This window comes from Paenibacillus sp. FSL W8-1187, from assembly GCF_037965485.1.
Lineage (GTDB): Bacteria > Bacillota > Bacilli > Paenibacillales > Paenibacillaceae > Paenibacillus_O > Paenibacillus_O pasadenensis.
Genome location: NZ_CP150181.1, coordinates 1,759,918 through 1,778,276 on the forward strand (window position 1 = coordinate 1,759,918; position 18,359 = coordinate 1,778,276).

At 62.7% G+C, this 18,359-nt stretch carries 20 protein-coding genes; 12 read left to right on the forward strand and 8 right to left on the reverse strand.

Annotation, left to right across the window (positions count from 1 at the left end; all coding sequences use genetic code 11):
* Positions 1 to 126: 126 nt before the first annotated feature.
* Positions 127 to 330, reverse strand: a complete 204-nt coding sequence (locus tag NYE40_RS07680) for a hypothetical protein (RefSeq protein ID WP_146000521.1) — start codon at positions 328 to 330, stop codon at positions 127 to 129.
* A gap of 125 nt (positions 331 to 455) precedes the next feature.
* Between NYE40_RS07680 and NYE40_RS07685 the strand changes: the two genes are divergently transcribed.
* Positions 456 to 1,565, forward strand: a complete 1,110-nt coding sequence (locus NYE40_RS07685) for a Xaa-Pro peptidase family protein (protein WP_028599948.1) — start codon at positions 456 to 458, stop codon at positions 1,563 to 1,565.
* Positions 1,566 to 1,680: 115 nt separating this feature from the next.
* Here the strand turns inward: NYE40_RS07685 and NYE40_RS07690 are convergent, their stop codons facing one another.
* Positions 1,681 to 2,148 carry a cupin domain-containing protein gene (locus tag NYE40_RS07690; protein WP_028599947.1) on the reverse strand — a complete coding sequence of 156 codons (468 nt, stop codon included), beginning with the start codon at positions 2,146 to 2,148 and terminating at the stop codon, positions 1,681 to 1,683.
* Between the two features lie 172 nt (positions 2,149 to 2,320).
* Between NYE40_RS07690 and NYE40_RS07695 the strand changes: the two genes are divergently transcribed.
* Together NYE40_RS07695 and NYE40_RS07700 are read left to right on the forward strand one after the other, a co-directional pair.
* On the forward strand, positions 2,321 to 3,871 hold the full coding sequence (locus tag NYE40_RS07695) for a stalk domain-containing protein (protein WP_052333464.1): 1,551 nt from the start codon (positions 2,321 to 2,323) through the stop codon (positions 3,869 to 3,871).
* Positions 3,872 to 3,986: 115 nt separating this feature from the next.
* Positions 3,987 to 5,777 carry a B12-binding domain-containing radical SAM protein gene (locus NYE40_RS07700; RefSeq protein WP_028599946.1) on the forward strand — a complete coding sequence of 597 codons (1,791 nt, stop codon included), beginning with the start codon at positions 3,987 to 3,989 and terminating at the stop codon, positions 5,775 to 5,777.
* Positions 5,778 to 5,867: 90 nt separating this feature from the next.
* On the opposite strand, the gene NYE40_RS07705 is transcribed toward NYE40_RS07700, so the two are convergent.
* The 4 genes from NYE40_RS07705 to NYE40_RS07720 all read right to left on the reverse strand — a co-directional run bounded on the left by NYE40_RS07705 (position 5,868) and on the right by NYE40_RS07720 (position 9,043).
* Positions 5,868 to 6,842, reverse strand: coding sequence for a type I phosphomannose isomerase catalytic subunit (locus NYE40_RS07705; protein ID WP_028599945.1), 975 nt, complete (start codon positions 6,840 to 6,842; stop codon positions 5,868 to 5,870).
* Positions 6,843 to 6,904: 62 nt separating this feature from the next.
* Positions 6,905 to 7,306 (reverse strand): VOC family protein, encoded by a 402-nt coding sequence (locus NYE40_RS07710; protein ID WP_028599944.1) that lies wholly within the window; start codon positions 7,304 to 7,306, stop codon positions 6,905 to 6,907.
* 16 nt (positions 7,307 to 7,322) lie between these two features.
* Complete coding sequence (locus NYE40_RS07715) at positions 7,323 to 7,946, reverse strand: class I SAM-dependent methyltransferase (protein WP_028599943.1); 624 nt, start codon at positions 7,944 to 7,946, stop codon at positions 7,323 to 7,325.
* Positions 7,946 to 9,043, reverse strand: a complete 1,098-nt coding sequence (locus tag NYE40_RS07720; RefSeq protein WP_084137445.1) for a TIGR01212 family radical SAM protein — start codon at positions 9,041 to 9,043, stop codon at positions 7,946 to 7,948. Before NYE40_RS07720 ends, NYE40_RS07715 begins: the two co-directional genes overlap by 1 nt.
* 330 nt (positions 9,044 to 9,373) lie before the next feature.
* Between NYE40_RS07720 and NYE40_RS07725 the strand changes: the two genes are divergently transcribed.
* Positions 9,374 to 9,568, forward strand: a complete 195-nt coding sequence (locus NYE40_RS07725; protein WP_028599942.1) for a hypothetical protein — start codon at positions 9,374 to 9,376, stop codon at positions 9,566 to 9,568.
* A 148-nt stretch (positions 9,569 to 9,716) separates the two neighbouring features.
* Positions 9,717 to 10,490, forward strand: coding sequence for a tRNA (guanosine(46)-N7)-methyltransferase TrmB (gene trmB, locus NYE40_RS07730; RefSeq protein WP_028599941.1), 774 nt, complete (start codon positions 9,717 to 9,719; stop codon positions 10,488 to 10,490).
* Positions 10,491 to 10,613: 123 nt separating this feature from the next.
* Here trmB and NYE40_RS07735 read toward each other — a convergent pair whose 3' ends face one another.
* On the reverse strand, positions 10,614 to 11,174 hold the full coding sequence (locus tag NYE40_RS07735) for a phosphatase PAP2 family protein (RefSeq protein ID WP_052333463.1): 561 nt from the start codon (positions 11,172 to 11,174) through the stop codon (positions 10,614 to 10,616).
* Positions 11,175 to 11,721: 547 nt separating this feature from the next.
* Here NYE40_RS07735 and NYE40_RS07740 point away from each other — a divergent pair.
* From NYE40_RS07740 to NYE40_RS07760, 5 genes are all read left to right on the forward strand, one after another.
* Positions 11,722 to 12,963 (forward strand): glycosyltransferase family 2 protein, encoded by a 1,242-nt coding sequence (locus NYE40_RS07740; RefSeq protein WP_028599939.1) that lies wholly within the window; start codon positions 11,722 to 11,724, stop codon positions 12,961 to 12,963.
* 296 nt (positions 12,964 to 13,259) lie between these two features.
* Positions 13,260 to 13,757 (forward strand): translation initiation factor IF-3, encoded by a 498-nt coding sequence (infC, locus tag NYE40_RS07745; RefSeq protein ID WP_043111625.1) that lies wholly within the window; start codon positions 13,260 to 13,262, stop codon positions 13,755 to 13,757.
* 28 nt (positions 13,758 to 13,785) lie between these two features.
* Positions 13,786 to 13,986: a 50S ribosomal protein L35 gene (gene rpmI, locus NYE40_RS07750; protein ID WP_028599937.1), complete on the forward strand. Its 201-nt coding sequence runs from the start codon at positions 13,786 to 13,788 to the stop codon at positions 13,984 to 13,986.
* Positions 13,987 to 14,033: 47 nt separating this feature from the next.
* Complete coding sequence (gene rplT / locus NYE40_RS07755; RefSeq protein ID WP_028599936.1) at positions 14,034 to 14,393, forward strand: 50S ribosomal protein L20; 360 nt, start codon at positions 14,034 to 14,036, stop codon at positions 14,391 to 14,393.
* Positions 14,394 to 14,517: 124 nt separating this feature from the next.
* Positions 14,518 to 14,886 carry a hypothetical protein gene (locus NYE40_RS07760; RefSeq protein WP_028599935.1) on the forward strand — a complete coding sequence of 123 codons (369 nt, stop codon included), beginning with the start codon at positions 14,518 to 14,520 and terminating at the stop codon, positions 14,884 to 14,886.
* On the opposite strand, the gene NYE40_RS07765 is transcribed toward NYE40_RS07760, so the two are convergent.
* Positions 14,880 to 15,344, reverse strand: a complete 465-nt coding sequence (locus NYE40_RS07765) for a GNAT family N-acetyltransferase (protein ID WP_052333462.1) — start codon at positions 15,342 to 15,344, stop codon at positions 14,880 to 14,882. The genes NYE40_RS07760 and NYE40_RS07765 overlap by 7 nt on opposite strands.
* A gap of 596 nt (positions 15,345 to 15,940) precedes the next feature.
* On the opposite strand from NYE40_RS07765, the gene ilvB reads away from it, so the two are divergent.
* Complete coding sequence (ilvB, locus tag NYE40_RS07770) at positions 15,941 to 17,686, forward strand: biosynthetic-type acetolactate synthase large subunit (RefSeq protein WP_339280032.1); 1,746 nt, start codon at positions 15,941 to 15,943, stop codon at positions 17,684 to 17,686.
* Positions 17,683 to 18,174, forward strand: a complete 492-nt coding sequence (gene ilvN, locus NYE40_RS07775; protein WP_028599933.1) for an acetolactate synthase small subunit — start codon at positions 17,683 to 17,685, stop codon at positions 18,172 to 18,174. The genes ilvB and ilvN overlap by 4 nt, the downstream gene beginning before the upstream one ends.
* Positions 18,175 to 18,359: the final 185 nt, after the last annotated feature.

The window sequence follows — 18,359 nt, forward strand, 5'->3', positions numbered from 1 at the left end:
CGGTTCCTCGCTTTCGTTGACTTGCCTCTAACGTTACTCCTCCAGCCTTGCTCCGGTCAACTGCGGGGCGGACCGCATGAAAAAAGGCCGCGTCTGCGGCCCGGACTGTCCCTAGCTTTTGCGCGCTCAGCCTCTGTCCCGGCTCTCGTCCTTCGCCGGCGCGGGCTCGACCTTGCGCATATGGTCGTCGCTCAAGTAGCTTTCCCCTTTGCGGTCGCCGCGCTTGCGGCTCCACAGGATGAGCAGCACGACGACGACGATCGTCGCGATCACCCCGACATTCAGAAAGCCTCCCAAAAACAGCAATCCATTCCTTGCCGTATCGTTCATCGCCATCACCTCTTGGTTTACCTTGCCCTGAGCGGACTACGGCTACTCCACGCCCAGGGGCGATATGGTACAATAATGCGACAACCCCAGCCGCTGGGCGGCTGACAGGAGGCAACCGAGAGACGATGAGCCAATCTCCCTTTAAAATGAGGTATTTGCGCGTGAAGGAAGCGGTCAAGGCGGCCGGCTTCGACAAGGCGATCTTCACCTCGCCGGCGACGATCTATTATTTGACCGGCTTCTACAGCGATCCGCACGAGCGGTTCATGGCGCTCGTGGCGGAGCCGGGAATGGACGGCTATACGCTGTTCGTACCCGCTCTCGACGAGGAGAGCGCCCGCGGAGCGGCGAGCGTGGAGCGGCTTGCGGCCGTCGGCGACACGGATCGCCCGTATGAGCTTCTGCAACGCCTTTGCGGAGCTTCCGCTGCCCGGCGGATCGGCGTCGAGAGCTCTCATCTGACGCATGCGAGCTTCGTCCGCATGGCCGCCGTCTACCCGCAGGCGGACTTCGTGGACGCCGGTCCGCTCATCATGAGCCTGAGGCTGTTCAAGTCCGCGGACGAAATCGAGCGCGTCAAGACGGCTGTCGCGCTCGCCGAGCAGGTGCTGCAGGAGGCGGTGTCCAAGGTGCGCCGCGGCGTGTCGGAGCTCGAGCTGAACGCGGAGATCGAGTACCGCATGCGGGGGCTCGGCGGCGACAGGCCGGCGTTCGAGACGAGCGTGCTCGGGGGCGTGCGCAGCGCGCTGCCGCATGGCCGCTCGAGCAGCTACCAGCTGCAGGAGAACGACTTTCTCCTGATCGACATGGGCGTGTTCAAGGACGGCTACTGCTCGGACATTACGAGGACCTTCATCCTCGGCGAAGGCTCGGCGTCGCAGCTTCGGATCTACGACGCCGTGCTTCAAGCCAACCTCGCCGGCATCGCCGCCGCGCGCGCCGGCAGGCCGCTCCAGGAAGTCGACCGGGCCGCGAGGGCCGCGATCGAGAAGGAAGGATTCGGCTATTATTTCACCCACCGCACCGGCCACGGGATGGGGCTGGAGATCCACGAGCAGCCGTCCGTGCACGGAGAGAACTCGGACCCGATCCAGCACGGCATGCTGTTCACGGTCGAGCCCGGCGTCTACATTCCCGAGCTGGGCGGGGTGCGGATCGAGGACGATATCTATATCGGCGACGACGGCGAGGCGCAGGTGCTGACCTCGTATCCGAAGGAGCTGACGCGGCTTTAGGCCGGGCGCGCAGGCGAGCGCGGGACGGCATGCCAAAAGGGACGGCCCCGATAGGAGAATCGGGGTCGTCCCTTGTTGTCGGGGCGGAAAATCCGCTCCGTCTGCGGCGCAAGCGCTAGCTGTCCGCCTCGACGACGAGCGTGAAGTCGTCATAGTGGAACGCCGGGGCGACGATGCAGGTGACGAATACGGGCTCGTCGCCGAGCGGACGGGCCGTCTGCCAAGCGCCGGCGGGCACGAGCGCCTGCGGCGACTGGCCGGCTGCGATGTCGAGGCCGAGGATGAGCTTCTGCTGCTCCTCCGGCTTGTCTCCGTGGCCGCCGAGCGTCAGCTCCAGCGGGCCGCCGGCGTGGAACAGCCACAGCTCGTCGGACAGCACCTTGTGCCATGCCGACTCCTCTCCGGGATGCAGCAGGAAATAGACGGAGCTGGCAGCGGCGCGCGCGCCGGAATAAGGGGCGCCAAGCACTTCATGCGGGATCTGGTAGGAAGCTTTCCACATTTCCTTGAACCAGCCGCCTTCGATATGCCGCTCCATGCCGAGCAGCCCGACATACGGCGACAGATTGGATGTTTGGGTCATGGCAGGATTCTCCTCTTCGCGTTGGACTCGCTTCACTATAGCATGCGCGCCGCGAGGATTCCAAACGCGGGCTTGTTCCCGTGGACAACTCTTCTAAACGGATGGTAGAATACGGGAAGTTTCGTATAAACCGGTACGTTCGGCTTGTACTTGAAAAGAGGGATCCCGACCATTGACCAGCTTTAAGATTCGTCCCGTCCGCTGCCTGTCCGCGCTGGCCGCGCCCGTGCTGGCTGTCGCCCTGCTCGCGTCCGGAGCCTCCCCGGCGGCGGCCCAGCCTGCCGCCGTCCAGGCGCCGGCAGCCAAGGCCGCCGCGATCTCCGTCACGCTCGACGGCAAGAAGCTGAGCCTGCAGGCTCAGCCGATCCAGAGCAAGGGCACGATCCTCGTGCCGATGAAGGATCTGTTCAAGGCGCTCGGCGCCACGGTCACCTGGGAGCCGACGACCCGCACCGTCATCGCGAGCAGCGGCGGCTATCTGACGCTGACGCTCCAGATCGGCGCCTCCCACGCGGCGGTCAACGGCAAGAGCGTCAAGCTCGACGCGCCGGCGACGGTGCGCTCCGGCGTGACGTACGTGCCGATCCGCTTCGTCTCGGAGGCGTTCGGCGCCGCCGTCCGCTGGGATGCCGCGGCGCGCGTCGTGCGCATCCAATCCGAGGAGGCGCAGTTCGAGGAGCGGCTTCAGCGGGAAGAGAAGGCCCGCGAGGCGCGCCGCCTGACGACCGCCCAGATCGTCGCGAAGAACGACGACAGCGTCGTTCTCATCCAGACCGACTACGGGCAGGGCAGCGGCGTCGTCGTCGGCGACCGCTACGTGCTGACGAACCTGCATGTGATGCAGGATGCCAAGTCCGGCTTCGTCAAGACCAACGACGGCCGCTCGCTGCCGATCGTCGGCGTCGCCGCCTACGACGAGAAGGTCGATCTGGCGATCGTGCTGACCAAGGATGAGCTCGATCTCGATCCCGTAACCTTCGGCAGCTTCGACGACATGCAGAAGGGCGATCCGGTCGTCGCCATCGGTAGTCCGCTCGGCGTCCAGAACACGGTGTCCGTCGGCGTCGTCAGCAACTTCGGCTACGATGGCGGCAGCATCTATTACCAGATCAGCGCCCCGATCGACCACGGCAGCTCCGGCGGCGGCCTGTTCAACCAGTACGGCGAGCTGATCGGCCTGACGACGTCCGGCTACGAGGATACGGCGGCCGACCTCAACTTCGCCGTGGCATCCGAGGATGCGGTGGAGCTGATCCGAACCGCCGCCATCGATCCGGCCAAGGTCGGCTTCCTGAAGCCGACGCTGCCGGAGACGCTCGTCGGCGCGTCCGAGGACGAGATCGCGAGCCTGCTGGCCAAGCAGTTCGACAGCGTGTCGGCGAGCGACGGCGAGCTGAAGCTCAAGGGCTGGACCGCAAAGCGGGACGCGGACGGCTGGCTGCAGCTGTCGGCGGACATCGACACCGATTTTTATGACTACTACGGGTCCAAGATGCAGAAGAACCTGCAGATCTGGGCGGCCAATACGGCGCATGAGCTGCATCGGATGCTGCCCAAGGACAAGATCCGGCTGAACCTGTTCTATTCCAAAAAAGTCGGCTTCGAGCCTCGCGACTATGAGGCCGGCGCCGTCTCCGCGCTGCCGGACGGCAAATGGCAGGTGCGGTATTCGATTCTCGACGTGCAGTTCCAGGACGAGCTGCTGATCCGCCTTCACCCTTGACTTCTTGACTTGGAGCACTTATTTTTCTTTCAGCCGCCCGGGACTTCCCGGGCGGCTGTTTCTTTTCGGCGAGGATTGCGGTATCATGAACGTTGATTTGAAGGAGGTTGCCGTCATGAACGTCGTTCTAGCCACGCTGAACGCGAAATATATCCATACCTCGCTCGCCTTGCGCTGCTTGAAGGCTTACTGCGAGAAGGACTTCCCGATCGAGATCGCGGAATATACGATCAAGGATCCCGTCATGAACATCGTCTCGGACCTGTACGCCAAGCAGCCGCAGGTCATCGGCTTTTCCGTCTACATCTGGAACATCGAGGAGACGATCAAGGTGATCCGCGTCCTGCGCAAGATCATGCCGGACGTGCGCATCGTCATGGGCGGTCCCGAGGTCAGCTACGACACGGGCGAGTGGCTGGACAAGCTGCCCGAGGTCGATTTCATCATCCACGGCGAAGGCGAGGAGACGCTCCATCATCTGCTGCAGGAGATCGAGGGCGAGGGCAAGTACCATCTCGTCTTCGGTGCGGCTTACCGGCGCGTGAAGAACGGCGCGCAGGAGACGGTCGTCAACCCGCCGCGGCCGAAGCTGAACCTGGCGGAGCTGCCTAGCCCTCATCGCTTCCCCGAGGATCGGGAGTCGCTCGCGAACCGCGTCGTCTACTTCGAGACGAGCCGGGGCTGTCCGTTCAGCTGCTCGTTCTGCCTGTCGAGCATCGAGGTCGGGGTGCGGTACTTCGACATCGAGCGGACCAAGGCGGACCTGCTTTATCTGATCGAGGCAGGAGCGAAGACGATCAAGTTCGTCGACCGCACGTTCAACATCAAGCGCGACTACGCGCTGGAGATGTTCAAGTTCCTGATCGAGAACCACGGCGGCTGCGTGTTCCAGTTCGAGATCACGGCCGACATCATGCGGCCGGAGGTGCTCGATTATTTGGCGGAGCACGCTCCGCCGGGCATCTTCCGCTTCGAGATCGGCGTGCAGTCGACCAACGACGTCACCAACCTGGCGGTCGAGCGCCGTCAAAACTGGAACAAGCTCGTGCGCACGGTGACCAAGGTTAAGGACTCCGGCAAGATCGACCAGCATCTCGACCTCATCGCCGGCCTGCCTCATGAGGACTATGACACGTTCCGCAAGACGTTCAACGACGTGTTCGCGCTGCGGCCGGAGGAGCTGCAGCTCGGCTTCCTCAAGATGCTGCGCGGAACGGGGCTGCGGCGCGACGCGGACAAGTACGGCTATGTGTACGCCGATCAGGCGCCCTACGAGATTCTCGGCAACAGCCTCATGCCGTTCTCGGATCTGATTCGCATCAAGCGGGTCGAGGACGTGCTGGAAAAATACTGGAACGCGCATCGCATGGATCATACGCTGCTCCATCTGATCGACCGCGTCTTCGGTTCCGCGTTCGACTTCTTCCAGCGGTTCGGCGACTTCTGGGAGCGCCAGGGCTGGGAGCGAATCGGCCATCAGCTGGAGGACCTGTTCGCGCGGCTGCGGGCTTTCCTGCTCTCGGACGAGGCGCCGCGCGGCATGGAGCTGGACGTCGTGCTCGGCCTAATGAAGCTGGATTATTTCCTGGGCCATAACCACAAGCCGCGCAAGGTGTGGTGGGAGTTCGGCATGGACAAGTCCGAGCTGGCGGGGTGGATGAAGCGGCTCGCGGATGCGCCGGAGGAGGCGGGAGCGGAGTTCGCGCGGCTCGGCCTCGGCGAAAAGGAGCTGCAGAAGCACGCGGTCGTGGAGCGGCTGCCGTTCGATCTGGAGCGCTATCTGCACGACGGCTCGCTCAGCCGCGAAGCGGAGACGCTGCTCGTCGTCCTGTACGGGACGGAGGGCAAGCGGGGAGGGCGCGCGTTCAGCCTGCGGCTCCCTCGCGGGACGGCTGCGGCTCTGTAGCGCCTGCTCGGCATTCGAGCGAGCTGGATATATAAAAAAAGCGTGCCGGATTTCCATCCGGCACGCTTTTTGGCATGCATTCGCAAAAGCTTATGGCACGAGGCTGCGCAGCACGGTCAGCTCGCCGTCCAGCGTGCAGGAGCCGAGCGTCGCCGGCAGCAGGAAGCATTCGCCGGCCTTGACCTCCTGCGACTGCCCGTCGCCCCAGGCGATGGAGCCGGAGCCTTCCGCGATGACGAGGATGACGAAGCTGTCCGGCGATACGGTCAGCTCCCACGGACCGCGCACGACGCCTTTGTCGACGAGGAAGTAGGGGGACTCGGCGATCGTCAGCCAGCTGCCCGGCTGCGCGCCGTCCGTCGTCATGCGCGTCGCTCCGGCGCCTTCGTAGGCGATGACGTTGAGCGAGTCCTCGACATGAAGCTCGCGCAGCTGGCCGTCCAGGCCCGGGCGCTTGTAGTCGTAGACGCGGTACGTCGTATCCGAGTTCTGCTGGATCTCCGCGACGACGACGCCGGCGCACAGCGCATGCACGGTGCCGGCCGGGATGTAGAACGCGTCGCCCGCCTTCACCTCGACCTCCTGCATCGTCTCCATGACGCGGTCCTCGTCGATCGCCTGCCGCAGGGCGGCGCGGTCGACCCCGTCCTTGAGGCCGTAGATGATTTTGGCGCCCGGCTTGGCGTCGAGAATGTACCACATCTCCGTCTTGCCGAGCTCGCCGGCCGGCAGTCCTTCGTAGGCGTCGGTCGGATGCACCTGCACCGACAGGTCGTCGTTGCAATCGAGCAGCTTGATGAGCAGCGGGAAGCGGCCGTTCTTCTCGGAAAAGCCTTTGCTGCCGAACCATTCGCGCCCGTAGCGCTCGCGGATCTCGTCGAGGCCGAGGCCGTCCAGCGGTCCGCCGAGCACGGTGGTCGTGCCGTTCGGATGATCGCCGATCATCCAGCCTTCGCCGATGTGGCCGTCGGGCAGCTCCAGGCCGAACTGCTCCAGGGCGCGGCCGCCCCAGACGCGTTCCTTCATTTCAGGCTTGAATTTAAGCGGGTATGGTGCGAGTGTCATCTCTATTTCCACTCCTATTCGAAAGATATGTAGAGGATGATTGCCGACAGGACGGGAGGCCGTCAGGCGGTAGGAGCCTGTCCCGGCTGAAACAGCTCGAGCAGCTCGCCGTCCGGTCCGTAGAAGAAGAAGTAGCGCGCGCCGTTCGGCAGCGTCGTCAGCTCGGTGTCGCGCAGCGGAACGCCGAGCCGCTTGATGCGCTCGAACTCTTCCTCGACGTTGTCGACGGTGAAGGCGATATGATGCGTCTTGCCCTCGGCCGGCAGATCGGAGTCATAGCCCTCGATCAGCTCCAGCTCCGTCTGCTCGGAGCCGGGGAAGCGCAGGAAGGCGAGGCGGATTACGCCGTTCGTGTGCGTCAGCGTGTACGTGTGCTCCATGCCGAGCACCTGCTTGTAAAAGTCGATCGAAGCCTCCAGATGCGCCGTCATGACGCCGACATGCTCCAGCTTGCGGATAGCCATTTGATATTTCCTCCTTTTAATGGAATGAACTCGGCTCGGGCGAGCCGGTCGGCGAAGCTTTTTTCTCGATGCCGAGCGCGTAGGGCGCGGACGGCTTCTGCACGAGCCGATAGACGGCCGCCTGCGCCGATTCCGCCGGCAGGCCGGCCGTCCAGCGCATCACCTCGTCCGCTTCCTCGGCGCCGCCGGGGTGGCCGGGATAGAGGACGCAGGCGAGGATGCCGCCGGGGCGAAGGACGCGGAGCGCGGCCTCCAGCGCCGGCAGCGTCGTCTGCGGCGTCGTGATGAGGCTCGTATCCTCGGAGCCCGGCAAGTAGCCGAGATTGAACAGCACGGCCGCGATCCGGCCGCGGAGCTCCGGCGGCACGGCCGTCTCCAGCTCGCCGTGCGACTGCAGCAGCAGGGAGGTGCGCGCAGGCAGCCGGCCGGCTGCCTGCAGCGGCTCGAGCCGCTCGCGCGTGCGCCGCAGCGCCTCCTCCTGCACGTCGAAGCCGATCAGCGAGCCGCGCGGTCCGACGAGCTCCGCGAGGAAGCGCGCGTCGACGCCGCCGCCAAGCGTGGCGTCGATGACCGCGTCGCCGGGCTGGACGCGCTGGCGCACCCAGCCATGCGCCATGCCGATGACGGAGAGCAGGCCCATCAGCTCCGCTCCCCCGGCTCGCAGCCCGGCGCGTCCTGCGCTGCCGCCTTCATGAGAGCGGCGTACTTGGCGGCGGACAGCTTGCGGCCCGGCTTGGTCAGCGCCGGCGCGTGCTCCGGCTCCGGCAGCAGGCCGGGAGCGGCAGGCTGCCAGAGCCGTCCCTGCCAGGTGCCGCGGCGGGAGAGCTCGTCGTCGAACGCGTTCAGCACTTCCCATTTGCGCAGGCTCCAGGTCGGTCCGATCAGCAGCTCGCGCGGCGCGTCGCCGGTGAGCCGGTGCACGATCATCTCCGGCGGCAGCAGCTCCAGCGTGTCGACGACGAGCTGGACGTACTCGTCCATTTCCAGGAAGCGCAGCAGTCCGTCCTCGTACTGCTTGACCATCGGCGTCTTGCGCATGAGATGGAGCAGATGGATCTTGATGCCCTGCACGTCCATCGCCGCGACGGCGCGGCCGGTGTCCAGCATCATCTCATGCGTCTCCTGCGGCAGGCCGTAGATGATATGGGCGCAGACGCGGATGCCGCGCTCGCGCAGGCGCCGCACCGCATCGAGGTAGCAGGCGGTGTCGTGGGCGCGGTTGATGAGGTCCGAGGTCGACTCGTGGATCGTCTGCAGCCCCATCTCAATCCAGAGGTAGGTGCGCTCGTTCAGCTCGGCGAGATAGTCGACGACATCGTCGGGCAGGCAGTCCGGCCGGGTCGCGATCGAGAGTCCGACGACGCCCGGCTGCGCCAGGATCGCTTCATAATAGAGGCGCAGCTCCTCGACCGGCGCGTACGTATTGGTGTAGGCCTGGAAATACCCGATGTAGCGGGCGTCGGGCCATTTGAGATGCTGGCGGTCGCGGATCGTATCGAACTGCTGGATGAGGTCGTCCCGGCGGCTGCCGGCGAAGTCTCCCGAGCCGCGCGCGCTGCAGAACGTGCAGCCGCCCGTCGCGACGGCACCGTCGCGGTTCGGGCAGGTGAAGCCGGCGTCCAGCATCACCTTGAACACCTTGCCGCCGAACTGCTCTCTCATCTCGTAATTCCAGGTATGGAACCGCTTGTCTCCCCACAGGAGCGGGGAAGAGGCGGATGGCGTTGCAGCTTGCATGTCGGCTCCTTTCAAAAACGCTCGGATTCGGCGGTCGGACGGCCGCAGCCGCCCGCCGCGTCGGGTTGCTACCATCATACCTGAATTTCGCTTCCGCGCCAAAGGTCTCCGGGCATGCAGGCCTGCGGCCCGAGGTGGACAAGCTGGAAAAAATAAATAATGAAAGCGCTTATTTTGGGCTTGATAAACCTTACATGATGTGTTAAATTAAAGAGGAAAGAAATCAATTAAATCAAGGGTTTTTCATCACTTGAACGCTGCCGCGACCCTGATTTTCATAAGCGCCCGATCTCCTGGGAATGCTGTAAAAAAATCCATGAGGTGATGAACATGAACACGGTGAAAATTCCGCAAGGCGACAGCAAGGTCACGATCGAGCTCACGGTCAAGGAACTGATGGCCCTCGCCGGAATTCGGTTCCACGGCAATCACCGCCTTGAAATCGAGGCCCGCCGCAAGCTGAACCATGTGCTGTCCGAGACGTACGAGCTGGAGCAGCCGATCCCCTATCAGATGCTGAACTAGCATCCACTCTTTCGAACCGAGCGGTTTCCGCGGCAGGCACAGCCTCCCGGAGCCGCTTTTTCTTTACAAGCGGAGCTGTCTTAGGCACAATAGGACGGTAGAGTCTGCTTAGGCCGACGGCCGAGGCTATTGGAGGAATAATCGAATCATGCGCTTGAGAGGAAGAAAAGGCATCCGCGAGGAGCTGGAGGCGCTGCCGCGCCTCGTCGTGCTCGATGCCGAGAAGCATAAAGGCAAGTGGAAGGAATTTTTCGGCAACGACAAGCCGATCCATGTGGAGCTGGGCATGGGCAAGGGCAAGTTCATCAGCCAGCACAGCGTGCGCAACCCGGACGTGAACTACATCGGCGTGGACATGTACGACGAGCTGATCCGCCGCGCGAGCGAAAAGGCGCTGCTGGCGAGGGAGGAGCTCGGCCTGGAGGGCTACCCGCCGAATCTGGCGCTGCTGCGCGCCAACATCGAGAACATCTCGGATATGTTCGCCCCCGGCGAGCTGGAGCGGATCTACCTGAACTTCAGCGATCCGTGGCCGAAGTCCAAGCATGCGCGCCGGCGGCTGTCGCATCCGCGCTTTTTGGAGCAGTACGCGGTAATTCTCAATGAATACGGCGAGATCCATCAGAAGACGGATTCGCGGCTGCTGTTCGAGTTCTCGCTCAACAGCTACGCCGAGACGGAGATGCAGATGCGCGCCATCTCGCTCGACCTGCATCGCGACGAGGTGCGGGACGATCTGGTGCTCACCGAGTACGAAAGCAAATTCATCCAGCAAGGGCTGCCGATCCACCGCTGCGAGGTCGTCGTCGGAGCTTCCGCGCTCGCCGCATACCGCGACGAGAAGAACGCCCGCCGCAGCCGCGAGGCGGCCAAGGAGCGCGAGGACCTGGAAAAGGCCAAGCTTCACGGCTCCCAGGCGTGAGCCTGCCGCCGCAGCGGACCTGATAACGAAAGCGAACCGCCCGCCGTTCCCTTGCAAGGGGACGGCGGGCGGTTCGCTTTTGCGCCTGCCTCCGGCAGCGGCAGCCTGTCCGCCGCGAGCGGCCTAGCTGCCGATGAACGAGATGGCCAGCAGCGCGGTCAACGTGCCGAGCAGCGCTCCGGCGCCGACGTCGGACGGGTAATGAAGTCCCAGGTACATCCGGGACCATCCGACCGAACCGGCGATCAGCGCGGCGGCAGCGACGATGAGCGGCAGCCAGGCGGGCAGCTCGGAAGCGGCAGCGTACGACAACGGGACGATCCAGGCGAAAACCGCTGTCGTATGGCCGGAGGGAAAGGAGGAGTCCGCCAGCGGGCTTTTGCCCGTGCGGACGCCTTCGATCGCCTGGTAGGGCCGCAGCCGCTTGAGCGTGCGCTTGACGACGGCGACCGGAATATGGCTGACGACGACCGCCGCGAGGCTCTGCCAGCCGGCGAGCTCCCAAGCTCCTTCGCCGAGCAGCAAGAGCAGCAGGGAGGCGCTCAGCGTGAACGTCGCTCCGCCCATATGCGTCACGGTCGACAGCCAGCGCCTCACGACGGCGCCGAGCCTCGCTCCCGCAGGGCCGCGGTTCAGCCAAAGCAGCAGCCTTCGCTCCTTCATGCGGAGCCAGCCGATGAACATCGCCACTCCTCCCGTCGGTTTGGTATTCTGTACCCCTATCATAACCTTCCGCGTGCGATCTGAATATGTCGCAGCTTCATTCTAAAGCAGATTTGTTAGGGCTGAATGAAGCGAAAGCCGTTTTAGGTTTCGCGGGCGTGGTAATGATGGGAGGAAGGACGCATCCGCTGGCGGATGCGTCCTTGAAGCGAAACCCGTCGTTCACCGGATTGTCACCGCCTTTTGTCGGACCTTGGAGAACTTTTCGAGGCGGTCGCTCGTCGGTAAGGACGAAAGCATCAAAACGCCAGCAAATGAATGGAAGAAGCGGTTAGCGCAAGCAAATGAGGGCATCCTAGTCTTTAATGCTCGTTGCAAGCGTTTTTCCCCTTGCTTTGAGCCGAAACGAAGGGGATTCGCCTTTTGACAAAGCTACGGGTTCCGTGGAAAATCAAAAGGGCCGTTTCCAGAAAAGCTGACATTAAAAAAACCAACACAGAGAGAAAAGAGCCCGCAGCATGTACAGAGAGAATATTAAAATCGGGGTCTCAAGGGGGCAACACAAATGATCGCGAGTTCCATCATGATCGCATTGCAAATTTTCCTGGCATTCGTCGGAATCTATCAGTTCGGCTTGGCGTTGTTCGGCATCGTCCGCAAGAAAAAGACGATCCGGCACAAGCCGCAGAAATCGTTCGCCATTCTTGTCGCGGCCCACAACGAAGAGAAGGTCGTCGGCGCGCTGATCGAGAACCTGAACCGCCTGGATTATCCGAAAGAGCTGTACGACGTGTTCGTCATCTGCGACAACTGCACGGACGGCACGGCCGACATCTCCCGCAGCATGGGCGCGCACGCTTGCGAGCGGTTCAACAACCAGCTCAAAGGCAAGGGCTACGCCATCGAATGGATGCTGAAGGAGCTGTGGGCGATGCCCAAGCAGTACGACGCCGTCGTCATGTTCGACGCGGACAATCTGGTGAACACCGATTTCCTCATCCACATGAACAATGACCTGTGCAATGGCCATCAAGTCATCCAGGGCTACCTCGATACGAAAAATCCGGACGACTCCTGGGTCACGGCATCCTACGGCATTACCTACTGGTACTGCAACCGCCTCTGGCAGCTGTCGCGCCGCAACCTCGGCATGGCGAACTTCCTCGGAGGCACCGGCATGTGCTTCGAAAGCGGCCTGCTGAAGGAAATGGGCTGGGGCGCGACGAGCCTCGTCGAGGACCTGGAGTTCTCCATGCGCTGCGTGCAGCGCGGCGTGCATCCGGTGCTCAACTACGAGGCCAAGGTGTACGACGAGAAGCCGGTCTCCTTCCGCGCCTCGGCGCGCCAGCGCCTGCGCTGGATGCAGGGCCACTTCACCGTCGCCCGCCAGTATTTCTTCCCGCTGCTCTGGGCCAGCATCAAGGAGCGCAATTTCGTCAAGTTCGATGCGGCGCTGTACTCGTTCTCGGTCTACAGCACGCTGCTCGGCTTCGTCGGCACCGTCGTCATCTGGATCGATTACGTGCTGCCGGCAGACAATGTGTTCTCGTCGATCTATGCGTATCTTCCATTCTGGGTGCCGGCCGTCGCGCTCGCGTCCGCCGCGCTTATGTTCCCGCTCGTCATGGCGCTTGAAGGGATCAAGTCCGGCAAGATGTACGCCCATCTGCTGTCGATGATCGTCTTCCAGCTCAGCTGGCTGCCGATCACGTTCTATGCGTTCTTCACGCAGAACAACAAGCAATGGAGCCATACGCAGCATACGCGCGTCATCCGCCTGGAGGAAGTGCAGAGCAAGCAGGCTTCGTAGGGCGGTTGACAGGCAGCTCGTCGTCATGGTACATTAGTTCAAGTGTTCTTGATTTCATGCAATTTACAACGACATATTCGCACAAGCAGGAGCGCCCGCTTCTCACCTGACCGACGCCGTCGGCTGGTATGCGATACGCAATATGGCCGCCTTCCCTCCTTGCGGAGAGAGGACGGATCTACTACGGCGTCTCACGCGGGTCCTGCTCCAGGACCCGCTTTTGCTTTTTATAGAGCATTCACGCGCGCAACACCAATCCCATTCGGAGGTGGACGATTATTAGCCGAGATCACCAAATCAACGACGACATCCGGGCGAGGGAAGTACGCCTGGTCGGACCCGAGAGCGAGCAGCTTGGCATCAAGCCGATCCGCGAGGCGCTGCAGATGGCCATCGATGCCAACATGGATCTGGTCAACATCGCTCCTCAAGCGAAGCCGCCGGTATGCCGCATCATGGACTACGGCAAGTTCCGCTACGAGCAGCAGAAGAAGGAGAAGGAAGCCCGCAAAAACCAGAAGATCGTCGATCTGAAGGAAGTGTGGTTCCGCTCCAACATCGACGAGCATGATTATCAGACCAAGCTCCGCAACGTCATCAAGTTCCTTGGCGAAGGCGACAAGGTCAAAGCCTCCGTCCGCTACCGCGGACGCGAGATCGCGCATGCGGCGGTCGGCCAGCGCATTCTGGAGCGTCTCCAGACCGAAGTGGCCGACATCTGCAACGTCGAGCGTGTGCCGAAACTGGAAGGACGCAGCATGATCATGATTTTGGCACCGAAGAACAACAATTGATTTTCATTTATTCAAGGAGGATAACGACATGCCTAAGATGAAAACCCACAGCAGTCTGAAAGACCGCTTCAAGATCACGGGAACGGGCAAGGTAAAGCGCTACAAGGCGTACCGCAACCACCTGCTCTCCCATAAATCGGGCCGCACGAAGCGCGTTCTGGCTACCCAGCCGAACATGGCTGCCGGCGACGTAAGCCGTCTGGCTCAAGGCCTCGCGCAACTGAAATAGCATTTCCCTGAGATTTATTTGATTAGAACCTACAGGAGGGTATTATCATGGCAAGAGTAAAAGGCGGATTCGTTCGCGCCCGTCGCCGCAAACGGATTCTTAAGCTCGCAAAGGGTTACTTCGGTTCCAAGCATCGCCTGTTTAAAACCGCAAAGGAGCAGGTCAACAAATCCCTGCTGTACGCGTACCGCGACCGTCGCCAACGGAAGCGCGACTTCCGCAAGCTGTGGATCGTCCGCATCAACGCCGCTGCGCGTCTGAACGGCCTGTCCTACAGCAAATTCATGTTCGGCCTGAAGCAAGCCGGCGTCGAAGTGAACCGCAAGGTTCTTGCCGACCTGGCCGTGAACGACATCGGCTCGTTCAACAGCCTGGCTGACGTAGCCAAGCAAAAGCTGAACGCCTAGCATCAAAAGGCTGTTCCCGTCATGCAGATGACAGGGAGCAGCCTTTTTTTGCGTTCATGCGGACATCCGTACAGCCGGGACGGCCGCCGGGAGAATAAGCTGGAAGGAACGGAAAGGAGGAATCATGTTGTCTAACGTCTCCAAGCAGCAAGTGCAGGCACTCATCGGCCAGACGGTCGAGGTCAAGATGAAGGACGGCTCGGTCGTAACGGGCAAGCTGGAAAAGCTGAACGGCGACAAGCTCTATGTGCGCGTTCAGGAGCAAGCCGGCAAGGCGGGCACCCGCGCCTTCATCTTGCCGCTGGCGCTGTTCTCCGTCCTTGCGATCGGCCTCGCTCCTTTCGGCGCTTATGGCGGGGGCTTCGGCGGCCCCTACGGACCGGGACCCGGCCCTTACGGCCCTTATGGACCGGGACCGGGCGGCCCTGGAGGTCCTTACGGCCCTTATGGACCGGGCTGCTGCCCTCCAGTCGGACCGAAAGGGTTCTACTGACCTTCGGATCGCAGCGGCTTCGTCCACTGCGTCACCTTCAGATCGGGAAAATGGCGCACCGGCTCGTAGCCCTCGCGGGCGTAGAATCGGCGCGCCTTTTCGTTGACGTCGTCGACGAACAGCACGGCCATGAGCGACCCGCCCAGCGTTCCTTCGCGCTCGGCGCGGCGCATGAGCTCCAGGCCGATGCCGTGCTTGCGGCTGGCCGGATCGACGACGAGCATGTCGATGTGGAGCAGCGAGTGGATCTGGCCGAAATGGACGAAGCCGAGCGGGGGGCCGCCTTCGGGAGCGGCGACGATCGTGCGGCCGCTGTCGAAGCGGTCCGGCAATTCGGCAAGCACGGCGGGATCGTCGGGACTGACCGTATGGGACATCGGCATCAGCTCGGTGCGGATGAGGCGGATCAGCGTCGGCAGATCGTCCGGGCGATGCCCGCGATAGCGGATTTGGCGCATGCGGGAGACTCCTTCCGACGGGCCGGCGGAGCGCTTCCGCATGAGGCGGAGCGGGCATCCGCCGCGGCCGTCTCCACAGTCTATGCCGAAGCGGGGCCGGTTGCGAAGCGATTCGTTTTCCGGCCTCGTACATAACTTTTCCTGCAGCCGCGTAATCTAAGTATTGACGGATGATAAGCTCAAACCTATAATAAGGTCTAAGCTAATACCCGAACAGCAATGAAGAGGACGAAGTGTTAAGGGCTCTACTGTCCAGAGAGCGACGGATTCGCTGCAACCGCCGCCAGCATCCCTTTCCAACGAGCTCACCTCGGAGCTGTTTTCCTGAACGAAGCGCCCTTGCGCTTTCATTAGGGAGAATCGCCTGGCATGCGTTAACCTGCCGAAGTAGGACCGATGAGGCATGCATCTCGCGTCTTACTTCTTGAGACTCCGCATCGCGAGATGCGGCGTAAACCTGGGTGGTACCACGGAAGATCAACCTTTCGTCCCTATGCTTCGGCATAGAGGGCGAAAGGTTTTTTTGATTCAGCCAATACGATAGGGGCGAAGGCGGACCGTCGACACCGCCGCCGTCACGAAGGGAGGATCACATGATGGTGATGCAAGGCGAAGCAGTGCGCTCCAAGGAAGAGATCATGGATAGAATGAGGAAGCCGGAAGTGGTGAGCGGCTCTGAAATGCTGCTCCGCAGCCTGGTGCTCGAGGGCGTGGAATGTGTATTCGGCTACCCGGGCGGCGCGGTGCTGTTCATCTACGACGCCATGCACGGCTTCAAGGACTTCAACCACGTGCTGACCCGCCACGAGCAAGGCGCGATCCATGCGGCGGACGGCTATGCGAGAGCTTCCGGCAAGGTCGGCGTCTGCATCGCGACCTCCGGACCGGGAGCGACGAACCTCGTCACCGGCATCGCGACCGCGTTCATGGACAGCGTGCCGCTCGTCGTCATTACGGGCAACGTCGCGACGAGCTTCATCGGCACGGACGCGTTCCAGGAAGCGGACATCACCGGCATCACGATGCCGATCACGAAGCACAGCTATCTCGTGCGGGACGTCGAGGACCTGCCGCGCGTCATCCACGAGGCGTTCCACATCGCGAACAGCGGCCGCAAAGGCCCGGTCCTGATCGACATCCCGAAGGATGTCTCGGCGGCCAAGGCGCTGTTCAAGCCGGTGACGGACGTGAGCATCCGCGGCTACAATCCGACCGTCACGCCGCGCAAGCCGCAGCTCGACAAGCTCGTCCGGGCGATCGCCGAAGCGGAGCGTCCGCTCATCCTCGCCGGCGGCGGCGTCGTCTACTCGGGCGGCCATGAGGAGCTGCTGGAGTTCGCGGTCAAGACGGGCATTCCGGTCACGACGACGCTGCTCGGCCTCGGCGGCTTCCCGAGCGGCAACGAGCTGTGGGTCGGCATGCCGGGCATGCACGGAGCGTACGCCTCCAACAAGGCGATCCAGGAGAGCGACCTGCTCATCAACATCGGCGCCCGCTTCGACGACCGCGTGACGATGAAGCTGGACGGCTTCGCGTCCAAGGCCAAGATCGTGCACATCGACATCGATCCGGCCGAGATCGGCAAAAACGTGCCGACGGACATCCCGATCGTCGGCGACGTCAAGACGACGCTCGGCCTGCTCAACCAGGAGGTCGGCTATGCCGACAAGGCGGACGCCTGGCGCGCCCAGATCCGGCAATGGAAGCAGGACCAGCCGCTGCGGTACGTCGATTCCGACACCGAGCTCAAGCCGCAGTGGGTCATCGGCATGATCCACGATACGACCGAGGGCAACGCGATCGTCACGACGGACGTCGGCCAGCATCAGATGTGGGCGGCGCAGTACTACCGCTTCAACCAGCCGCGCTCCTGGATCACCTCCGGCGGCCTCGGCACGATGGGCTTCGGCTTCCCGTCCGCGATCGGCGCGCAGATGGCGCATCCGGACCGGCTCGTCGTCAGCATCAATGGCGACGGCGGCATGCAGATGTGCGCCCAGGAGCTGGCGATCTGCGCGATCAACAACATTCCGGTCAAGGTCGCGATCATCAACAACCAGGTGCTCGGCATGGTGCGCCAGTGGCAGGAGATCATCTACGACAACCGCTACAGCCACATCGACCTGGCAGGCAGCCCCGACTTCGTCAAGCTGGCCGAGGCGTACGGCGTCAAAGGCTTCCGCGCGACGAACAAGCAGGAGGCGGAGGCGGCCTGGAAAGAAGCGCTTGCCCATCCGGGTCCGGCAGTCGTGGAATTCGTCGTCCGCAAAGGCGAGAACGTCTACCCGATGGTCACCCAGGGCAACACGATCGACGTCATGCTGATGGGGGATGAACAATGAACCAGAGATATACGATCGCCGTCCTCGTGAACAACCAGCCGGGCGTGCTGCAGCGCGTGGCTGGCCTGTTCGGACGGAGGGGCTTCAACATCGAGAGCATCACGGTCGGCGCCAGCGAGGAAGCGGGCCTCTCCCGCATGGTCATCGTCACGGAAGGCGACGAGAAGGTGCTGGAGCAAGTGTCCAAGCAGCTGTACAAGCTGATCGACGTCATCAAGGTCGTCGACGTGAGCGGCAGCCCGATGGTCGCCCGCGAGCTGGCGCTGATCAAGGTCAACGCCGAGCCGGCAGCCCGTCCGGAAATTCTCGGCGTCGTCGAGACGTTTCGCGCCGCGGTCGTCGACATCGGACCGAGCTCGCTGATCGTGCAGGCGGTCGGAGGGACCGACAAGATCGACGCGATGATCGAGCTGCTGCGTCCATACGGCATCCGGGAGCTTTCCCGCACCGGCGTGACGGCCATGAACCGCGGCACCGTCCGCTCCTGACTCGCTCCGCGCCAGGAGCCAGACGATGCGCCGCCGGACTGTAGCGCGAATTTTCGGATAAGTTCGACAACGAATCTATAAAGCTATTGTTTTTACCTATAACACCTCAAAAACCCGCTTTGAGCGGGAGTTTAAGGAAGGCAGACGAGCCGCTCCCCGCTCGAGCTTTAACGCGCTGTCTCTTT

What these genes read in the sequence shown, in the direction of transcription:
- NYE40_RS07715 (WP_028599943.1), bottom strand. Translation starts at nt 7,946, where the DNA reads ATGGGCCTGCTCTCCGTCATCGGCATGGCGCATGGCTGGGTGCGCCAG.
- NYE40_RS07725 (WP_028599942.1), top strand. Translation starts at nt 9,374, where the DNA reads ATGAACACGGTGAAAATTCCGCAAGGCGACAGCAAGGTCACGATCGAG.
- NYE40_RS07760 (WP_028599935.1), top strand. Translation starts at nt 14,518, where the DNA reads ATGTTGTCTAACGTCTCCAAGCAGCAAGTGCAGGCACTCATCGGCCAG.
- rplT (WP_028599936.1), top strand. Translation starts at nt 14,034, where the DNA reads ATGGCAAGAGTAAAAGGCGGATTCGTTCGCGCCCGTCGCCGCAAACGG.
- NYE40_RS07685 (WP_028599948.1), top strand. Translation starts at nt 456, where the DNA reads ATGAGCCAATCTCCCTTTAAAATGAGGTATTTGCGCGTGAAGGAAGCG.
- NYE40_RS07690 (WP_028599947.1), bottom strand. Translation starts at nt 2,148, where the DNA reads ATGACCCAAACATCCAATCTGTCGCCGTATGTCGGGCTGCTCGGCATG.
- NYE40_RS07680 (WP_146000521.1), bottom strand. Translation starts at nt 330, where the DNA reads ATGAACGATACGGCAAGGAATGGATTGCTGTTTTTGGGAGGCTTTCTG.
- NYE40_RS07735 (WP_052333463.1), bottom strand. Translation starts at nt 11,174, where the DNA reads ATGTTCATCGGCTGGCTCCGCATGAAGGAGCGAAGGCTGCTGCTTTGG.
- NYE40_RS07705 (WP_028599945.1), bottom strand. Translation starts at nt 6,842, where the DNA reads ATGACACTCGCACCATACCCGCTTAAATTCAAGCCTGAAATGAAGGAA.
- ilvB (WP_339280032.1), top strand. Translation starts at nt 15,941, where the DNA reads ATGGTGATGCAAGGCGAAGCAGTGCGCTCCAAGGAAGAGATCATGGAT.
- NYE40_RS07700 (WP_028599946.1), top strand. Translation starts at nt 3,987, where the DNA reads ATGAACGTCGTTCTAGCCACGCTGAACGCGAAATATATCCATACCTCG.
- NYE40_RS07720 (WP_084137445.1), bottom strand. Translation starts at nt 9,043, where the DNA reads ATGCAAGCTGCAACGCCATCCGCCTCTTCCCCGCTCCTGTGGGGAGAC.
- NYE40_RS07765 (WP_052333462.1), bottom strand. Translation starts at nt 15,344, where the DNA reads ATGCGCCAAATCCGCTATCGCGGGCATCGCCCGGACGATCTGCCGACG.
- ilvN (WP_028599933.1), top strand. Translation starts at nt 17,683, where the DNA reads ATGAACCAGAGATATACGATCGCCGTCCTCGTGAACAACCAGCCGGGC.
- NYE40_RS07710 (WP_028599944.1), bottom strand. Translation starts at nt 7,306, where the DNA reads ATGGCTATCCGCAAGCTGGAGCATGTCGGCGTCATGACGGCGCATCTG.
- trmB (WP_028599941.1), top strand. Translation starts at nt 9,717, where the DNA reads ATGCGCTTGAGAGGAAGAAAAGGCATCCGCGAGGAGCTGGAGGCGCTG.
- rpmI (WP_028599937.1), top strand. Translation starts at nt 13,786, where the DNA reads ATGCCTAAGATGAAAACCCACAGCAGTCTGAAAGACCGCTTCAAGATC.